Source organism: Microbacterium sp. Se63.02b, from assembly GCF_014171575.1.
Lineage (GTDB): Bacteria > Actinomycetota > Actinomycetes > Actinomycetales > Microbacteriaceae > Microbacterium.
In genome coordinates this window covers 2,939,152-2,955,744 of sequence record NZ_CP050453.1, presented here as the reverse complement: position 1 = coordinate 2,955,744, position 16,593 = coordinate 2,939,152, and the positions used below count along the sequence as shown (strand labels likewise).

Sequence of the window (16,593 nt, the reverse complement as noted above, 5' to 3'; positions counted from 1 at the left end):
CATGCCATGAGTGAGCCCGATGCCGAGCGCACACCGTCGTTGATCCAGCAGCGCCTCGCTCTGCAGCGACGGAAGACATGGGCGATCGTGCTCGCCGTTTTCTGGACCGTGAGTGCCGCCTGGTGGCTGAGTTCCGGGCTGCTGACGGAAATGCGTGACCTCGATGTGATGCGGGTGATCATCGGTGCGGTGAGCGTGATGTTGGCCATCGCGCAGGTGTTCACGCTCCGACATGTCCTGCGAGACGTGCGGGCCTTCGAAGCGCGCCACGGCACGGACGCCGGCCGCCAGTAGCTGAGGCATCCCATCGCGCCGCAGGTCGAGGAGGCCGATCTCCGCGGCCTTTTTGTGTATCGCCTTATAAGGTGATATGTTACTCACGTGTCGGTTTTCCTGGTGGTCGATGGATTCGCCAGGTCGGAGACGGCGCAGGTGGCCGCCACCCCGCCCGGCCACCTGCGCCCACCCCCTGTGTGCGAGGTTCCGGAGCACCCTGGGGAGGGCCCATCATGAGCAGCGCGCCGGCGACCGCGAGACCCGAATGGCAGCACGGATACCCGTACTCGAAGAAGCTCTCGCGCTCGGCCTATGAGCGCGAGAAGCGGCTGCTGCAGATCGAGCTCCTCAAGCTCCAGGCTCACGTCAAGCACTCGTCCGAACGCGTGCTCATCCTGTTCGAAGGGCGCGACGCCGCGGGCAAGGGGGGCGCGATCAAGCGTTTCATGGAGCACCTGAACCCGCGTGGCGCGCGGGTCGTCGCGCTCGACAAGCCGACCGACGCCGAGCGGACGCAGTGGTACTTCCAGCGCTATGTCGCACACCTGCCGTCGGGCGGGGAGATGGTGTTGATGGATCGATCCTGGTACAACCGCGCAGGTGTCGAACGCGTCATGGGGTACTGCTCCTCCGACGACTATCACGAGTTCATGCACACCGTTCCAGAGTTCGAGCGGATGCTGGTCGGGTCGGGCATCCGTCTCATCAAACTGTGGTTCTCGGTCGGAGAGGCAGAACAACGGCGGCGGTTCGCGCGACGCAGTGAAGACCCCGTCAAGCAGTGGAAGCTGAGCCCCACCGACCTCGCGAGCGTCGACCGATGGGCGGACTACACGAAGGCGAAGGAGGAGATGTTCTTCCACACCGACACTCCGGCCGACCCGTGGATCGTCATCAAGTCGAACGACAAGAAGCGCGCACGGCTCGAGGCGATGAGGTTCGTCCTCTCCCGCTTCGACTATCCGGGGAAGGACCCGATGGTGGCGCACGCTCCCGACGCGCGCCTGGTCGGCCGTCCATCGCAGATGTATGACGACGGTGAGACACCGGGCTGACGCGAGCGGCGGGCCGTCGCAACGGGGCGTCATCCGGGAATGCGGACACCGGGGTCGGCGGTTGTGAACGACATGACTCGCATCGGCAGCAGTGATCTCGACGTTCTCCCTCTTTCCCTCGGCGGCAACGTGTTCGGCTGGACCGCCGACCGCGACGCGTCTTTCGAGGTGCTCGACGCTTTCATCGACGGCGGCGGCGACTTCATCGACACGGCGGACTCCTACAGCGCCTGGGTTCCGGGAAACGAAGGCGGCGAGAGCGAGCGCATCATCGGCGCCTGGCTCGCCTCGCGCAAGCCGTCCGGGGTCGTCGTCGCGACGAAGGTGAGCCAGCACCCGGAGTTCCGCGGACTCTCCGCAGCAACGGTGCGGAAGGCGGCTGAGGCGTCCTTGCTCCGCTTGGGCGTCGATGAGATCGACCTGTACTACGCCCACTTCGACGACGAGACCGTTCCCCTCGAGGAGACGGTGGCGGCGTTCGGCGCGCTGGTCGCCGACGGCCTGGTCCGCCACATCGGCGTGTCGAACTACTCGGCTGACCGCATCAGGGAGTGGGTCGAGATCGCGCGTCGCACGGGAGCCGCCGTGCCGGTCGCCGTGCAGCCGCACTACAACCTCGTGCACCGCAACGAGGTCGAGGACGCGATCATCCCCGTCGCCGAGGAATTCGACCTCGGGCTCATCCCGTACTACTCGCTGGCGAGCGGCTTCCTGACCGGGAAGTACCGTTCGACGGACGCTGCGGGTCAGGATTCGCCTCGTGCGCAGGGCGCCGCGAAGTATGCGACGCCCGCCGGATTGCGGATCATCGACGCGCTCGAGGAGATCGGTGATGCGCACGGCGCGTCGATCGCCGCGACGTCGCTCGCATGGCTGCGCGCGCAGCCGACCGTCGTCGCCCCCATCGCGAGTGCGCGTACGGTCGAGCAGGTGCCCGACCTGCTCGCCGGAGCCCGCCTCGAACTCTCCGCCGACGAGGTGCAGCTCCTCGACCGCGTCTCGGAGTGGACTCCCACCCGCGCCTGACGCGTAAGGGTCGCTATCCCGCGAGACCGAGCCGGTGCGCCAGGATCACCGCGTGGATGCGGTCGCGGGCCCCGAGCTTCGCCAGCACACGACCGACGTGCGTCTTCACCGTCGACTCTCCCACGTAGAGCGTCTGCGCGATCTCGGCATTCGTCAGGCCGCGTCCGATCGCGAGGAAGACGTCACGCTCACGCTCCGTGAGCGATGCGAGCGCCGCGCTCTCCTCCGTGTCGGCGCTCGCGGAAGAGGTATCGAGCTGCGGGGTCACGTGATCCAGCAGCATCCTGGTGATCCGCGGCGAGAGCGCGGCATCCCCGCGGTGCACCGCGCGCACGGCGGAGATCATCTCGTGCCGCTGCGCATCCTTCAGGAGGAAGCCGCTCGCACCGGCACGGATCGCACCGAACGCATACTCGTCGAGGTCGAAAGTCGTCAGAACCAGCACCCTGGTGTGCGGGTGCTCTCGCACGATCGCCTCTGTGGCGGCGATGCCGTCGAGCTCCGGCATCCGGATGTCCATGAGCACCAGATCGGGAGCCAGCGCTCTGCTCTGGGCGATCGCGGCCTTCCCGTCTCCGGCCTCGCCGACGACCACGATGTCGGCCTCGGCTTCGAGCACCATGCGGAAGCCGACACGGATCAGCTCCTGGTCGTCCACCAGGAGCACCCTGATCGTCTCGGTCATCGTTCGTCCTCCGTCGCTCGTGCCTGGTGAGCGTTCCCCGCGATGGGCAGTTCGGCACGCAGAACCCATCGTCCGCCATCCGCGGGCGCGGAGCGCACCGTGCCCCGGACATGTGCGGCCCGCTCGGAGAGCCCGCGCACGCCGAAACCGTCGGAGCCTACTGCGCCGGAGACCCCGTCGTTGACGATCTCGATCGTCACCACGTCGACGGCATACTCCACACGCACAGTGGCAGCCGACGCCGTCGGCGCGTGGCGCATGGCGTTGGTCACGCCTTCCTGGACGATCCGTCCGATCGCGTGTTCGACGGCGGGGAGACCTCCGCTTGGCCGATGATCGCCAGCGTGGCCGGGTATCCCGCCCGCTGCGCGGCCTCGATGGTGTCGCGAGGGAGGACGGGTTGCACGGGCGCCATCGGCAGGGGGAGTCTTCGTCGCGGAGCACGCCGAGCATGGACCGCATCTCGGTGAGCGCAGACCTGGCCGTCTCCGCTGCCGAGAGCGCGGCTCTGCGTGCCTGCTCGCGGTTCGGGGTCGCGGCTCCGCCTTCGGAGAGCGCGACGATCACGGTGAGCGAATGCGACACGATGTCGTGCATCTCGCGGGCGATGCGCGCGCGTTCGGATGCGGCAGCGAGCTGCGCCTGCTGATCGCGCTCGACCAGCAACTGGCGTGAGCGGTCGATCACGGCCGACAGATAGCGTTTGCGCCCGCCGACGTTGACGCCGACGAGCGTGCCGATCAGGCCCAGCACGACGTATCCGAGCGCGGTGTCGAGCCCATCCTGCAGAGTGATGGCGCCCGTCGCCATGAGCAGCGCGGCAAGACCGAGGAACCAGACGGCGCCGGTGCCGAAGCACGTCCACGCTGTGCGGGAGGACCGGTAGACCGCAAGACCGTAGCAGGCGACGAGCAGGAGGATGATGCCCCCGGAGAGCCCGGTGAACAGTCCGACGGTACCGAGGATCACCGCGGCGATGAACGGGGCGAGCGGTGCCCTTCGACGCCACAGCAGCGTGCTGCACGCGATCGCGACCATCGACAGGGTGGCGATGTTGATGGCGATGTACGTCGCCTCCGGCATCGACGAATCGGTGAGGCGTCCTGCCGGAGCGAGGGAGAGCAGGAGGCACAGCAGAGCGAGCAGCACATCGGCCAGCAGGGGATGTCGCGCCCAGAACCGTCGGAAGAGTCCAGGCGCACGCGGAAGCCGCAGCTCCTCGTCCTCACGGATCGAGTCGCTGCGGCTTCGCTTTCTGCTCACGCGCCGACTTTACGCGTCGCGTGTGCGCAGCACGGCCCAGGCCGCGACGGCTCCGCCGACCACCCAGCACGCGAGTGTGAGGAACGCGGACGGAGCGTCCAGCGCTGCATCGTCGCCGGGCAGGATCGCGCTCTGTGCAGCCGCCACGGGAAGGTAGTTCGCCGCATCGACGATCCACGCCCATGTCTCACCCGCGAACGTGAAGAAGTTCGCCACGATCGGCAGCACGAACAGGACGCCGACGGTCGCGGCGATCGCGCCAGCACCGGAGCGGAGGATGAACCCGAACGACACTCCGATCAGCGCGAAGACGGCCATGGCGAGCGAAGCCACGACGATCGGCAGGAACGACGCCGAGGGGTCGGACCAGTCGATGCTCTGGTCGCGCGGAGCGAAGACGAGCGAGACCGCGACCGCGGCGACGGCGAAGATCACCAGCGACGACAGGAACAGGAACACCGCGAGCACGATCGACTTCGCGGCGAGCACCGATCCGCGAATCGGGTTCGCCGTGAGGGTCGAACGGATCATCCCCGTGGAGTACTCGCCGGTGACCGAGATCGCGCCGATGATCCCGGCGAGGAGCATGGTGAACTGGATCGGCATGATGACGGCCTGGATCGGCTCGAATCCCGGCATGTCGATCGCCTGGGCGATGAGGACGGCGATCCCGATGGTGAGCGCCGCCGCGATCCCGATCGACCACCACGTCGAGCGCAGCGTGGCCAGCTTGATCCACTCCCCGCGGAGTGCACGCACGAACGTCAGTCGTCGGCCGGTGTCGATGCGGGGCCGTGAGGGAGCGACGGCCTGTGTCGCGGTCATGAGATCTCCTTGGTGCGGTACTCGACGGAATCGCCGGTGAGAGCGAGATAGGCGTCTTCGAGGGAGCCGGTGGTCGGGGTGAGCTCGTGCAGGGGGATGCCGCGGTCGGCAGCGAGGTCGCCGATGCGGGAGGCAGGCAGGCCCACGATGTCGAGGAGGTCCGGCGCGGAGCTCACGATCTCGACATCCGGACCGCCGACGGCCGCCGCGAGATCTGCCGGACGCGGAGTGCGCACCCGGACGGTGTTCCGTGTCCAGGAGCGCACGAGCTCCGACAACGGGGCGTCCGCGAGCACCCGGCCGCGTCCCATCACGATGACGTGATCCGCGGTCTGCGCCATCTCGCTCATCAAGTGGCTGGAGAGGAGGACCGTGCGCCCTTCGGACGCCGCGTGCCGTGCGAATTGGCGCACCCAGCGGACACCTTCGGGGTCGAGGCCGTTGACCGGTTCGTCGAGGATCAGCGTGTGAGGGTCTCCGAGGAGTGCCGACGCGATCCCGAGGCGCTGTCCCATGCCGAGGGAGAACTTGCCGGCGCGCTTGCGAGCGACCGACCCGATCCCAGCGATGTCGATGACCTCATCGACGCGAGAGGCGGGGATCCCGTGCGTCGCCGCCATCGCCCGCAGGTGATTGCGCGCGGTCCGCCCCGTGTGGACGGCCTTCGCGTCGAGGAGCACGCCGACCTCGGTCAGAGGTGCGCGGAGCTTGCGGTACTCGCGACCGGCGACCGCGGCGCGTCCCGATGTCGGCCGATCCAGGCCGACGATCATCCGCATCGTGGTCGACTTGCCGGCGCCGTTCGGACCGAGGAAACCCGTGACGCTGCCCGGGTGGACGGTGAAGGACACGTCATCGACGGCCGTCTTGTCTCCGAACCTCTTCGTGAGGCCTTCTGCTGTGATCATGTCGTCCACGCTACGGACCGCATCGGTGCTGCGCATCCGCCCCAGGTACCGTCTCTCGAGCCGAACATCCTCCCGGCGGCGGAGGTCGCGGTCAGTCGCGGGGGCGGGCGGTGACCCGCGCGGCCATCTCGTCGGAGGCGAGCACGGCCTCGTCGATGATCTCTCTGGTCGGCGGGGCGGTGAGCCAGTCGTGGCTCAACGACGTCGGGATCAGCAACGGCATCCGATCGTGCAGCTCTGCGAGGCGCTCCGGGGCCGGCCGCATGACGATCGAGTAGCACGTGTACCACTCGCCGTCTGCCGTGCGGCCGCGTTGGGTCACCGCCGCCATGCCGAAGAGCGTGCCGTCATCGATGATGAACTCGTTCCAGCGGCGGGAGGGCTTCTGCATCTCGTACCAGCTCGTCGCCGGGACGATGGCGCGCGACTTCGCGCCGCCCGGCCGCTCCTGCAGACGCTCCGACCGCGTGTTGATCGACGGGAACTTCGCAGGCTCGCCGTTCACCAGGAAACCCCACCACGCAGGTTCGAGCGTGGGCGCGCCATCGGGCTGGACGATCAGCGGGTTGAGATTGCGGAGGTTCCTGCCGGTCGGACGGATGGTCTCGCCGGCGTTCTCCTCTGCCCACGTGCGCAACCCTTCGAGCACCGCATCGTCGGCGGCGGCGAGGACTTCCGCATCGGTGAACCGAGGATCAAGACCGTAGCTCGCGCACATGCCGTCAGCGTAGCCGTGCGCACCGACATCCGCCGGTCCGGGAGGAGAGGGGCGCTCGGGTAGGGTCGACTGGTGCCCGATTCCCGTCGACTCCCCGCTCCGGTCGCACTCGGCGGGGCGGTCGCGATCGGGGTCATGACGGCCATTCAGGCGCGCATCAACGGAGTGCTCGGGGTCCGCGTCGACGACGGCATCGTGGCCGGGCTCCTCTCCTTCTCCGTCGGGCTTCTCGCGCTGGTCGCCGTGATCGCGTGCCTGCCTTCGGCGCGGCGCGGAGTCGGCCGCCTGTGGAGCGGGATCCGGCAGGGCTCGATCCCGTTCTGGATGCTGCTCGGCGGTGCCTGCGGCGCCCTCACCGTCTCCACGCAGGGGCTCACCGCGGGTGTCCTCGGCGTCTCCCTGTTCAGCGTCGGTGTCGTCGCGGGACAGACCCTGCACGGACTCGTCCTCGATCGCATCGGGTTCGGTCCGGCCGGCGTCGTAGCCGTCACGCCGGGGCGGGTGGCCGGTGGCGTGCTCGCGCTCGCCGCCGTCGGCATCTCCCTGTCCGGCGACGTGCTCGCATCCGCTCCGCTGTGGATGCTCCTGCTGCCGTTCGCCGCAGGAGTGGGCATCGCGTGGCAGGCGGCCACCAACGGTCGACTCGCGCAGCGCGTCCAGTCGCCGCTCGCAGCCACGCTGATGAGCTTCGTCGCCGGAACCGTCGTGCTCGTGCTGGCGGCGGGGACGAGCGTGGCCTTCCGCGGGATGCCCGAGGCCCTCCCCGCGGAGCCGTGGCTGTACCTCGGCGGCTTCCTCGGCGCGGCGTACATCCTGCTCGGGGCGTTCATCGTCGCCCACACCGGTGTGCTGTTGATGGGTCTGGGTTCGGTGCTCGGGCAGCTCGTCACCTCGGTCGTGATCGACCTGATCTGGCCTCCGGCCTCGGGCCCGGCGCTCTGGCAGGTCATCGCGATGGTCGCGGTGGCCGTCGCGTCCGTGATCGTCGCCGTCCCCCGCACGCGGCGGCGCTGACGGCTACGGCGTCTTCGTAGCCTTCTTGCCCGATTTCTTGGAACCCTTGCCCGCCTTCACGGATCCGGGCTTCGGCATCCGCGTGACCAGCTTCCGGGCGTCGACGGCTTTGCGGCGGCCCGGTCGCTTCCCGTCGGGCTTTCCCCCGACGTACAGCCACCCGAGGAGTTCTTCGTTCTTGCCCAGACCATGGGCCTTGGCCACTGCCTTCGCGCGGGTGTAATGCCCTGTGCGCCAGATGACGCCCCAGCCGGCCTCGTCGAGGAGCAGGCTCAGGGTGTGGGCGACGCCGGAGGCTACGGCCTCCTGCTCCCACCGCGGCACCTTCTCGCTCTTGCGATAGCTCGCGACGACCGCGATCAGCAGCGGCGCACGCAGCGGCTTCGACGACGGCGAGGCGTCGCCCTGCGCTGTGGCGATCGCCGCGCCGAGCACCTCGCGGTCTGCACCGCGCAGCTCGATGAGGCGCCACGGGCGCAGAGACGAGTGATCGGCGACGCGCCCCGCAGCGGTGACCAACGTCAGCAGCTCTTCGCGGCCCGGCGCCGTCTCGTCGACCTTCGACCAGGATTGACGCGCGCGGACGGCGTCGAGGGCGCTCACGAGGCGTCAGGCGTGAAGTTCAGTGCGATCGAGTTCATGCAGTAGCGATCGCCTGTCGGAGTGCCGAACCCGTCGGGGAAGACATGGCCGAGGTGCGACCCGCAGTTGGCACAACGGACCTCGGTGCGCACCATCCCGAGGCTGTCGTCCTCGATGAGTTCGACCGCGTCGGGGCGGATCGACTCGTAGAAGCTCGGCCAGCCGCATCCGGAGTCGAACTTCGTGCCGCTCTTGAAGAGTTCGGCGTTGCACGCTCCGCAGGTGTAGAGACCCGCCCGCTCCTCGTCGAGCAGCTCGCCCGTCCAGGCGCGCTCCGTCGCGGCCTGCCGCAGCACGGCGTACTGCTCGTCACCGAGCTCGTCGCGCCATTCGTCCTCGGTCTTGTCCACGCTGTACGACATGTGTCCTCCTCAGTCGCCTCCATTCTCCCTTGTCCGACGAGGTCTCGGGTCCTTCGCGTCAGAATGGACGGATGACGGAAGCAGTGCGGGAGCGCTACGCGCGATTCGCGCGGGACGAGGCGCCGGGCCGGAGCGCGGTGTATGCCCGATGGGCTGCGGGTGTCGCTGCGGACGAGGAGGTGCAGCGTGTGCTCGCCCGGATCCCGGAGACGAGACGGCAGCCGCCGCTCGTGTTCGCGGTGACGCGCCTGCTCGGCGCAACGCTGCAGGAGTACGACGACTGGCGCGGCTTCCTGCTGCAGAACGCCGACGAGGTCGTCGCGGAGTGCACGCGGCGCTCGCTGCAGACGAACGAGCCCCTCCGTCTGGCCCCGCTGCTGCCGCTGCTGTCGGAGGTCGAAGGGCCGATCGCGCTGCTCGAGCTCGGAGCGTCTGCCGGACTGTGCCTCTACCCCGATCGCTACTCGTATCGGTTCACCGACGCCGAAGGGCGGCTGCGCCTCGGCGTGGATCCCGCGGACGGGCCGTCGACCGTCGTGCTGGAGTCTCGGGTCACCGGACCACTGCCGCAGATCCGGATGCCGGAGATCGTCTGGAGAGCCGGCATCGATCTGCAGCCGCTCGATGCCGCCGACGAACGAGATCGCCGCTGGCTCCGCGGTCTCGTCTGGCCAGGGGAGTCCGGGCGTGCGGAGCGCGTCGATGCCGCGCTCGACATCGTGGCATCGGACCCTCCGTTTCTCGTGCGCGGGGATGCGCGCGAGCGCATCGGCGCCCTCGTCGACGCGGCACCGCAGGGCGCGACCCTCGTCGTCACCACCCCGGGGTGCTCGTGCACATCCCGAGAGCGGAGCGCAGCGCGCTGCTCGCCGACATCTCGCGACTGGACGCGCGGTGGATCACGATCGACCCGCCGGGCGTGACGGATGTCTGGTCCCCTCCGGTGGACGCGGAGAAGTGGCCGGGCTTCGTCGTCGCGATCGACGGACAGGTCCGCGCAGCCGCGGATCCGCTCGGACGATGGTGGGAGTGGCGAACCGCGATCCCGACGGTCGCGTCCTAATCTGGAGCCATGCTGGGAGACCTCACGGAGCGCGATCGCGCGATCCTCGCCCTGGAGGCGGCGTGGCCGCGCCACGGCGGGGCCAAGGAAGAGGCCATCCGCACGCAGTTGGGCATGAGCCCTGCCCGCTACTACCAACTGCTCGGACGGCTCATCGAGTCCGACGTCGCCCTGGAGTTCGACCCGATGCTGGTGCGCAGGCTCCGTCGGCTCCGCGACTCCCGGGCGTCCCGGCGTGCCGCCCGGATGCCCGGTTTCGTGGGCTGAGACCCTCTCCGGTGGCCGGGAGGGGCCGCCCCCGGCGCCGTGGAACGGGTTGACAGGAACGTGCCGCTAGCATCGAGGGGTGTCAAAGCCCACCCGAGATCGCTTCGATGACGTTCCCCGTTCCTCCGGACGAGTAGGAGCGCACCGAGCCGAAGCTCCGGGGATGAACGGCTGGGTGGTGCTGCTGTGGTCCTTCGTCGCCGCGCTCGTGCTCATCATCGCGGGCATCTTCGGTTCCCTCGTCGTGATGGGCCGCATCTCGCTCTTCCCCGAGGCTGGTCCGACCTCGGCCCCGACGCCCGTCGAGACCGGGATCGTCGACCCGAGCATCTCCGTGATGATCCTGAACGGGACACCGGACGAGGGCCTCGACACCCGGATGCGCGACACCCTCATCAACAACGGCTGGGCCGCTGACGACGTCTTCGCCGGCGACAGCTCGAGTCAGGACTTCGCCGCCACGACCGTGTTCTTCGTGGACGAGGCGGACGAGCTCGCGGCGATCGGGCTGGCGAATCTCCTCGGCGGCGCCGCCGTGCAGCAGAGCGATTACTACTCCGGTCAGACGGAGGACGGGGAGAAGCAGTTCACGGTCGTGATCGGGCTCGATCGATCGACGTCGGCGCCCGAGACGCCCACCGGGGAACCCGCGTCCTGACCTCCGGATGCCGCACGCATCGGGCGGCTTGCACTCGAAGGTGTCGAGTGCCAGAATGGCGTTAGCACTCTCTCACTCTGAGTGCTAAACCCAACGTCTACGTCCAGGAGGGACGAAAAAACTCATGGCAAAGATCATTGCTTTCGATGAGGAGGCCCGCCGCGGCCTCGAGCGCGGCCTCAACATCCTCGCCGACGCGGTCAAGGTGACCCTCGGCCCGCGCGGTCGCAACGTCGTCCTCGAGAAGAAGTGGGGCGCTCCCACGATCACGAACGACGGTGTCTCCATCGCCAAGGAGATCGAGCTGGACGACCCGTACGAGAAGATCGGCGCGGAGCTCGTCAAGGAGGTCGCAAAGAAGACCGACGACGTCGCCGGTGACGGCACCACGACCGCCACGGTCCTCGCTCAGGCGCTGGTCCGCGAAGGACTGCGCAACGTCGCAGCCGGCGCCGACCCCATCTCCCTCAAGCGCGGGATCGAGAAGGCTGTCGCCGCGATCACCGAGGAGCTCCTCTCGAGCGCCAAGGAGATCGACTCGAAGGAGCAGATCGCCGCGACCGCGTCCATCTCGGCAGCAGACACCGCGATCGGCGAGCTCATCGCCGAGGCGATCGACAAGGTCGGCAAGGAAGGCGTCGTCACCGTCGAGGAGTCGCAGACGTTCGGCACCGAGCTCGAGCTCACCGAGGGCATGCGCTTCGACAAGGGCTACCTGAACCCCTACTTCGTGACGGACCCGGAGCGCCAGGAGGCTGTCTTCGAAGACCCGTACATCCTCATCGCGAACCAGAAGGTCTCCAACATCAAGGACCTCCTGCCCATCGTCGACAAGGTGATCCAGGACGGCAAGGAGCTCGTCATCATCGCCGAGGACGTCGAGGGCGAGGCTCTCGCGACGCTCGTGCTGAACAAGCTCAAGGGCATCTTCAAGTCCGTCGCCGTCAAGGCTCCGGGCTTCGGTGACCGCCGCAAGGCGCAGCTGCAGGACATCGCGATCCTCACCGGTGGTCAGGTCATCACCGAAGAGGTCGGCCTCAAGCTGGAGAACGCCACGCTCGACCTCCTGGGCCGTGCGCGCAAGGTCATCGTCACCAAGGACGAGACCACGATCGTCGAGGGTGCCGGCGAGGCCGAGCAGATCGAGGGTCGCGTCACGCAGATCCGTCGCGAGATCGAGAACACCGACAGCGACTACGACCGTGAGAAGCTCCAGGAGCGTCTGGCCAAGCTCGCCGGTGGCGTCGCCGTCATCAAGGCGGGTGCCGCGACCGAGGTCGAGCTCAAGGAGCGCAAGCACCGCATCGAGGACGCCGTCCGCAACGCGAAGGCAGCGGTCGAGGAGGGCATCGTCCCCGGTGGTGGCGTCGCGCTCATCCAGTCGGGCACGAAGGCGCTCGACGGACTGTCGCTCACGGGCGACGAGGCGACCGGTGCGAACATCGTCCGCGTGGCGATCGAGGCTCCGCTCAAGCAGATCGCGCTGAACGCCGGTCTCGAGCCGGGTGTCGTGGCGAACAAGGTCTCCGAGCTCCCCGCGGGCCAGGGCCTCAACGCCGCAACGGGCGAGTACGTCGACATGTTCGGCGCCGGCATCATCGACCCGGCCAAGGTGACCCGCTCGGCGCTGCAGAACGCCGCGTCGATCGCCGCGCTGTTCCTCACCACCGAGGCCGTCGTCGCCGACAAGCCCGAGAAGGCCGCAGCTCCGGCTGGCGACCCCACGGGTGGCATGGACTTCTGATCCAGCACACATGACAGAACGCCCCCGGCTTCGGCCGGGGGCGTTCTGCGTTCACGGGGTGCGCGGGCTCAACGGAACAGACTGGCCGAGTAGTGGTCGGCGTCGGAGTACTGGGACGCCGCTGATCCGAGCGATGTGCCGATGGCATCGAGCACGTGCTCCACATGCAGTTGCGCCCCCTGCCACTGCTCGGCGCAGCCCTGGAACGCATTCGACGCGGTGCCGACCCAGGAGGTCTGCAGCTGGCGTAGTTGGGCCATGAGCGTGGCGGACTCGCTCTGCAGGCGCTCGATGGTCGCTCGGGTGGCGCCGTGTGCCGCGTGGACGGCCTCGGTGTCGACGGTGAAGACAGACATGGGAACTCCTTTTCCTGTGGAGTACCGACGTTAGGAGGGCGCGGAGGCTCGCAGCCGCGCACGGGGTCGGCCGGGCCACAGGCTGTGCACAACCGGCGTCACGGCGCCATCAGGGCAGGTCGAGTCGTTCCAGGGGCTGCGTGTCTTCGAGAAGGTGCTCGGGAGTCGCACGAGCCGGGGCGAGGGGGAGGGTGACGGTGAAGGTCGCGCCGCCGCCGGGCGTCTCCGACACGTCGACGCCGCCGTGCAGGGCCTTCATGATCGACGCCACGATCGCGAGACCGAGACCGGAGCCTCCGGTCTCCCGCGCGCGCGAGGTGTCGGCCCGCCAGAACCGCTCGAAGATCTGCTCGCGGATCTGCGGCGGGATGCCCTCGCCGTGATCGACGATCGCGATGCTCCCCGTGCCCCGAACCCGGTCGGAGTCGACCACGATCTCTATCGGGCCGTCTTCGGGGGAGAATCTGCGGGCGTTGCCCAGGAGGTTCGTCACGACCTGTCGCACCTTGTTCTCCTCGCCGAGGACGATCGGAGGAGTGCGCACCGGGATGTCCGGTACCTCGCTGAAGTCGATCGTGGGAGACGGCTCCTGGTGCCGTGGGCGCCGACGCAAGCGGGAGAGGGCGGTGCGGGAGAGTCCGCGCGGAGGCGTGCTCGTCTGCTCCGGTCGTGGCGGAGGCGACTCACGGAGGGGGAGGGGGGTCATGGCCTCGATCGTGCGATCGATCACCGTGACGGTGCGGCCCGGCGCAGCGGCCCGGAGGTCGAGCGCCGCGTCACGGGCGATCGGACGGAGGTCGAGTGGCTCGATCTCCGGCTCGCGCTCCTCGTCGAGGCGCGCCAGCGCGAGCAGATCCTCGACGAGGACACCCATCCGGATGGCTTCCTTCTCGATGCGCTCCATGGCTCTCGCGGTGTCCTCCTCGCCCTTGATCGCGCCCATCCGGTACAACTCCGCATAGCCGCGCACACTCACCAGCGGCGTCCGCAACTCGTGGCTCGCATCACCGATGAACCGTCGCATGTGCTGCACGGTGCGGTCACGCTGTGCGAGGGACCGGTCGACGCGGTCGAGCATCGTGTTGATCGCCGCATTGAGGCGTCCGACCTCGGTCGTGGGCTCGAGGTCGGTCAGGCGCTGCCGGAAGTCGCCGGCGGCGATCGACATGGCTGTCGCCTCGACTTGACCCAGTCGGCGGAACGTGAGCGTGACGAGTCCGCGGGTCAGGAGCGCGGCGATGAGGATCGTGATCAGCGCGATGGAGATGTAGATGCCGAAGTACTGACTGATGATGCGGTCGGCGGGCGCGAGCGGCAGCGCCACCAACTGGATCCGCAGGGCGCCGCCCTCGGAGCCGACGACGGCGACCGCGCCGTGGAAGATCTCGCCGTCCGCCCCCGGAATCTCGAGCGGGATCTGGTCGGTGTCTGCGGTCGCCTTCGCGAGCGAGTACTCCGCGGGGAACAGCGGCGCCTGGCCGGAGGTTCCGCGGGCCGTGGCTTGCAGCACCCCCGAGGCGTCGTAGATGGCGAACGAGAAGTCCCGCGGCTGCTCGTCGCGAGGCGTGTATGTCGCGACGCCGTCCACGACCGTGATGTCGAAGTAGCGTTCCGCGAGATCGCTCGAGACGAGTGCGGGAAGCTGCGCGTCGATGTTCGCGACCAGGGCGGTGCGGAGGATCGGAACCGTGCCGATGCCCGCGACGAGAAGTCCGAGTGCGAGCACCGCCACCGTGACGCCGGTGACCTTCGCCCGGAGGCTGATGCGTCGCCACCAGCTGGTGACCGCATCGGGCTTGTGCGCCATGCGGTCCTCTTCTCGGTGCGTCGAACGGCGCCGCGTGGGCGGCGTCTGCGGTGGTATGCCGGGGATCAGCCCGACTTGCCCACCTTGAGCATGTAGCCGAACCCGCGCTTGGTCTGGATCAGCGACTCCTCGGTGTGCGGATCGATCTTGCGTCGCAGGTACGAGATGTAGCTCTCGACGATGCCGGCGTCGCCGTTGAAGTCGTACTCCCACACGTGGTCGAGGATCTGCGCCTTCGACAGCACTCGGTTCGGGTTGAGCATGAGATAGCGCAGCAGCTTGAACTCGGTCGGGCTGAGTTCGATCGGCTCCTTGCCGACATGCACGTCGTGGGTGTCCTGATCCATCGACAGCTCGCCGGCACGGATGATCGACTCCTCGTCGGCCTGCATGGTGCGGCGCAGGATCGCCTGGGCCCTGGCGACGATCTCATCGAGGCTGAACGGCTTGGTCACGTAGTCGTCGCCGCCCGCGTTGAGCCCCTCGATCTTGTCCTCTGTCCCATCCTTGGCGGTCAGGAAGAGGATGGGTGCGGTGAACCCGGCGCCACGGAGGCGCTTGGTCACGCTGAATCCGTTCATGTCGGGGAGCATGACGTCGAGGATGATCAGGTCCGGCTCCTCCTCGAGGACGGCCGAGATCGTGGCGGCGCCGTTGGCCACCGTCTTCACCTGGAATCCGGCGAAGCTGAGACCCGTGGAGAGCAGGTCGCGGATGTTGGGTTCGTCGTCGACGACCAGGATGCGCGGAGCAGTCATGTCCCCATTATGGTGACTCCGGCCATGCGGATGCTGACTATTGTGCGGAACGGCGTCGAGTCGGCGATCCACCCGAGGTCGGATGTGATGCACAGGCAGACCGGGAAGGATCGAGGTATGAGCACCATCGAGGACGACTCCGCCGCCCCCGCATCCGCCGCCGTCGCGCCCCCTTCGGAGCAGGTCGAACGGTACGCGTTCCACCGACTGGCTCACGTGCGACCGCGCCACCGGTGGTGGAAGCCCCTCCTCACCGGAGTGGTCGGCGTCGCCCTGTATGTGGTGCTCCTGCTGCTTCTCGTCGTGCCGCTCGTCGTGGTCTCGGTGGTCGTGCCGTCGTGGGGCGTCGAGATGCAGGTGCTCCTCACCACGACGCAGTACTTCGACCTCGACCGGCCGTGGCTCCTGGTCGCCATGGTGCTGCCGCTGATCCTGATGATCCCCGCCCTGCTGCTGGCGTCGCGCATCGTCGAGGGACGCGGGATCGGCCTGTTGTCGTCGGTCTCGGGACGTCTGCGGATGCGGTGGCTCGGCAAGAGCCTGCTGCTGGCGTTCGGGGTGTTCGTCGTGTATTTCGCCGTCGTGCTCGGGTGGTCGGCCGCGACCGGCGACGGGCTCGTGGTCGACTTCTCCCACCGGGGTCTGTGGGTCATGCTGGCGCTGGTGCTGCTGTTGATCCCGCTCCAAGCCGCCGCCGAGGAATACGTCTTCCGCGGCTACCTGATGCAGCTGGTGGGCAGTTGGCTGCGGCATCCGGCCTTCGCCATCCTGCTTCCCGTGCCGATCTTCGTGCTGGGCCACGGATACGACGTCTGGGGCGCAGCGAGCGTCGGCGTGTTCGCGATCGTCGCGGCATGGCTGTCGTGGCGCACCGGGGGGTTGGAAGCCGCGATCTCGTTGCACATCGTGAACAACGTGCTCATCTTCGTGCTGGGGTCGGTCCAGCTCGTCGACGCGAACGCCACTTCGGGCACCCCGGTCGACCTGCTGGCCTCGACCCTCGCGATGATCGTCTACGCGCTTCTCGCCGACCGCTGGGCCCGGAGGCTCGGGATCGCACGCACCGCGACTCCGGTGCGTGCGCCCGTCGCCGTCGGTCCGACGTCTGGCGGGTCCCACGCGCTGGCGCGGACCCTGCACGGCTGAGTCGCGGGGGGCCCGGTGTC

19 protein-coding genes and 1 pseudogene are annotated in these 16,593 nt (G+C 68.5%); 10 read left to right on the top strand and 10 right to left on the bottom strand.

Annotated elements, in window-relative coordinates; translation table 11 throughout:
* Window positions 1-6 precede the first annotated feature (6 nt).
* The 3 genes from G4G29_RS14485 (at window position 7) to G4G29_RS14475 (ending at window position 2,357) form a co-directional block, all read left to right on the top strand.
* On the top strand, window positions 7-294 hold the full coding sequence (locus tag G4G29_RS14485) for a hypothetical protein (protein WP_183150589.1): 288 nt from the start codon (window positions 7-9) through the stop codon (window positions 292-294).
* A 215-nt stretch (window positions 295-509) separates the two neighbouring features.
* Window positions 510-1,331, top strand: coding sequence for a polyphosphate kinase 2 (ppk2, locus tag G4G29_RS14480; RefSeq protein ID WP_183150588.1), 822 nt, complete (start codon window positions 510-512; stop codon window positions 1,329-1,331).
* A 72-nt stretch (window positions 1,332-1,403) separates the two neighbouring features.
* A complete protein-coding gene (locus G4G29_RS14475; protein WP_183150587.1) occupies window positions 1,404-2,357 on the top strand; it encodes an aldo/keto reductase in 954 nt (317 codons plus the stop codon).
* Between the two features lie 13 nt (window positions 2,358-2,370).
* Here the strand turns inward: G4G29_RS14475 and G4G29_RS14470 are convergent, their stop codons facing one another.
* The 5 genes and pseudogenes from G4G29_RS14470 to G4G29_RS14450 form a co-directional block, all read right to left on the bottom strand.
* Window positions 2,371-3,042 carry a response regulator transcription factor gene (locus tag G4G29_RS14470; protein ID WP_183150586.1) on the bottom strand — a complete coding sequence of 224 codons (672 nt, stop codon included), beginning with the start codon at window positions 3,040-3,042 and terminating at the stop codon, window positions 2,371-2,373.
* A 489-nt stretch (window positions 3,043-3,531) separates the two neighbouring features.
* A pseudogene (locus G4G29_RS22435) lies at window positions 3,532-3,639 on the bottom strand (hypothetical protein); the annotation flags it as partial.
* Window positions 3,640-4,314: 675 nt separating this feature from the next.
* Window positions 4,315-5,130: an ABC transporter permease gene (locus G4G29_RS14460; protein WP_183150585.1), complete on the bottom strand. Its 816-nt coding sequence runs from the start codon at window positions 5,128-5,130 to the stop codon at window positions 4,315-4,317.
* Entirely contained in the window at window positions 5,127-6,038 is a 912-nt protein-coding gene (locus G4G29_RS14455; protein ID WP_183150584.1) for an ATP-binding cassette domain-containing protein, read from the bottom strand. Before G4G29_RS14455 ends, G4G29_RS14460 begins: the two co-directional genes overlap by 4 nt.
* A 91-nt stretch (window positions 6,039-6,129) precedes the next feature.
* Window positions 6,130-6,756: an SOS response-associated peptidase family protein gene (locus G4G29_RS14450; protein ID WP_183150583.1), complete on the bottom strand. Its 627-nt coding sequence runs from the start codon at window positions 6,754-6,756 to the stop codon at window positions 6,130-6,132.
* Between the two features lie 72 nt (window positions 6,757-6,828).
* Here G4G29_RS14450 and G4G29_RS14445 point away from each other — a divergent pair, with 72 nt between their 5' ends.
* A complete protein-coding gene (locus G4G29_RS14445) occupies window positions 6,829-7,770 on the top strand; it encodes a DMT family transporter (protein WP_258566866.1) in 942 nt (313 codons plus the stop codon).
* Between the two features lie 3 nt (window positions 7,771-7,773).
* Here G4G29_RS14445 and G4G29_RS14440 read toward each other — a convergent pair whose 3' ends face one another.
* Together G4G29_RS14440 and msrB are read right to left on the bottom strand one after the other, a co-directional pair.
* Window positions 7,774-8,373, bottom strand: a complete 600-nt coding sequence (locus G4G29_RS14440) for a nitroreductase family protein (RefSeq protein ID WP_183150582.1) — start codon at window positions 8,371-8,373, stop codon at window positions 7,774-7,776.
* Window positions 8,370-8,774 carry a peptide-methionine (R)-S-oxide reductase MsrB gene (gene msrB / locus G4G29_RS14435; protein ID WP_183150581.1) on the bottom strand — a complete coding sequence of 135 codons (405 nt, stop codon included), beginning with the start codon at window positions 8,772-8,774 and terminating at the stop codon, window positions 8,370-8,372. Before msrB ends, G4G29_RS14440 begins: the two co-directional genes overlap by 4 nt.
* A gap of 71 nt (window positions 8,775-8,845) precedes the next feature.
* Between msrB and G4G29_RS14430 the strand changes: the two genes are divergently transcribed.
* From G4G29_RS14430 to groL, 5 genes are all read left to right on the top strand, one after another.
* Window positions 8,846-9,697 (top strand): DUF2332 domain-containing protein, encoded by an 852-nt coding sequence (locus G4G29_RS14430; protein ID WP_244632058.1) that lies wholly within the window; start codon window positions 8,846-8,848, stop codon window positions 9,695-9,697.
* On the top strand, window positions 9,694-9,837 hold the full coding sequence (locus G4G29_RS22430; RefSeq protein ID WP_244632057.1) for a hypothetical protein: 144 nt from the start codon (window positions 9,694-9,696) through the stop codon (window positions 9,835-9,837). The genes G4G29_RS14430 and G4G29_RS22430 overlap by 4 nt, the downstream gene beginning before the upstream one ends.
* Window positions 9,838-9,846: 9 nt before the next feature.
* Window positions 9,847-10,104, top strand: a complete 258-nt coding sequence (locus G4G29_RS14425) for a DUF3263 domain-containing protein (RefSeq protein ID WP_183150580.1) — start codon at window positions 9,847-9,849, stop codon at window positions 10,102-10,104.
* A gap of 163 nt (window positions 10,105-10,267) precedes the next feature.
* Window positions 10,268-10,762, top strand: a complete 495-nt coding sequence (locus G4G29_RS14420; protein ID WP_183150579.1) for a LytR C-terminal domain-containing protein — start codon at window positions 10,268-10,270, stop codon at window positions 10,760-10,762.
* A gap of 124 nt (window positions 10,763-10,886) precedes the next feature.
* Window positions 10,887-12,506 (top strand): chaperonin GroEL, encoded by a 1,620-nt coding sequence (gene groL, locus G4G29_RS14415; RefSeq protein ID WP_183150578.1) that lies wholly within the window; start codon window positions 10,887-10,889, stop codon window positions 12,504-12,506.
* Between the two features lie 68 nt (window positions 12,507-12,574).
* On the opposite strand, the gene G4G29_RS14410 is transcribed toward groL, so the two are convergent.
* The 3 genes from G4G29_RS14410 to G4G29_RS14400 form a co-directional block, all read right to left on the bottom strand.
* Complete coding sequence (locus G4G29_RS14410; protein WP_183150577.1) at window positions 12,575-12,862, bottom strand: WXG100 family type VII secretion target; 288 nt, start codon at window positions 12,860-12,862, stop codon at window positions 12,575-12,577.
* A 109-nt stretch (window positions 12,863-12,971) separates the two neighbouring features.
* Window positions 12,972-14,669, bottom strand: coding sequence for a HAMP domain-containing sensor histidine kinase (locus tag G4G29_RS14405; protein ID WP_183150576.1), 1,698 nt, complete (start codon window positions 14,667-14,669; stop codon window positions 12,972-12,974).
* A 65-nt stretch (window positions 14,670-14,734) separates the two neighbouring features.
* Window positions 14,735-15,427: a response regulator transcription factor gene (locus G4G29_RS14400; protein WP_183150575.1), complete on the bottom strand. Its 693-nt coding sequence runs from the start codon at window positions 15,425-15,427 to the stop codon at window positions 14,735-14,737.
* Between the two features lie 117 nt (window positions 15,428-15,544).
* Between G4G29_RS14400 and G4G29_RS14395 the strand changes: the two genes are divergently transcribed.
* Window positions 15,545-16,573: a type II CAAX endopeptidase family protein gene (locus G4G29_RS14395; protein ID WP_183150574.1), complete on the top strand. Its 1,029-nt coding sequence runs from the start codon at window positions 15,545-15,547 to the stop codon at window positions 16,571-16,573.
* Window positions 16,574-16,593: the final 20 nt, after the last annotated feature.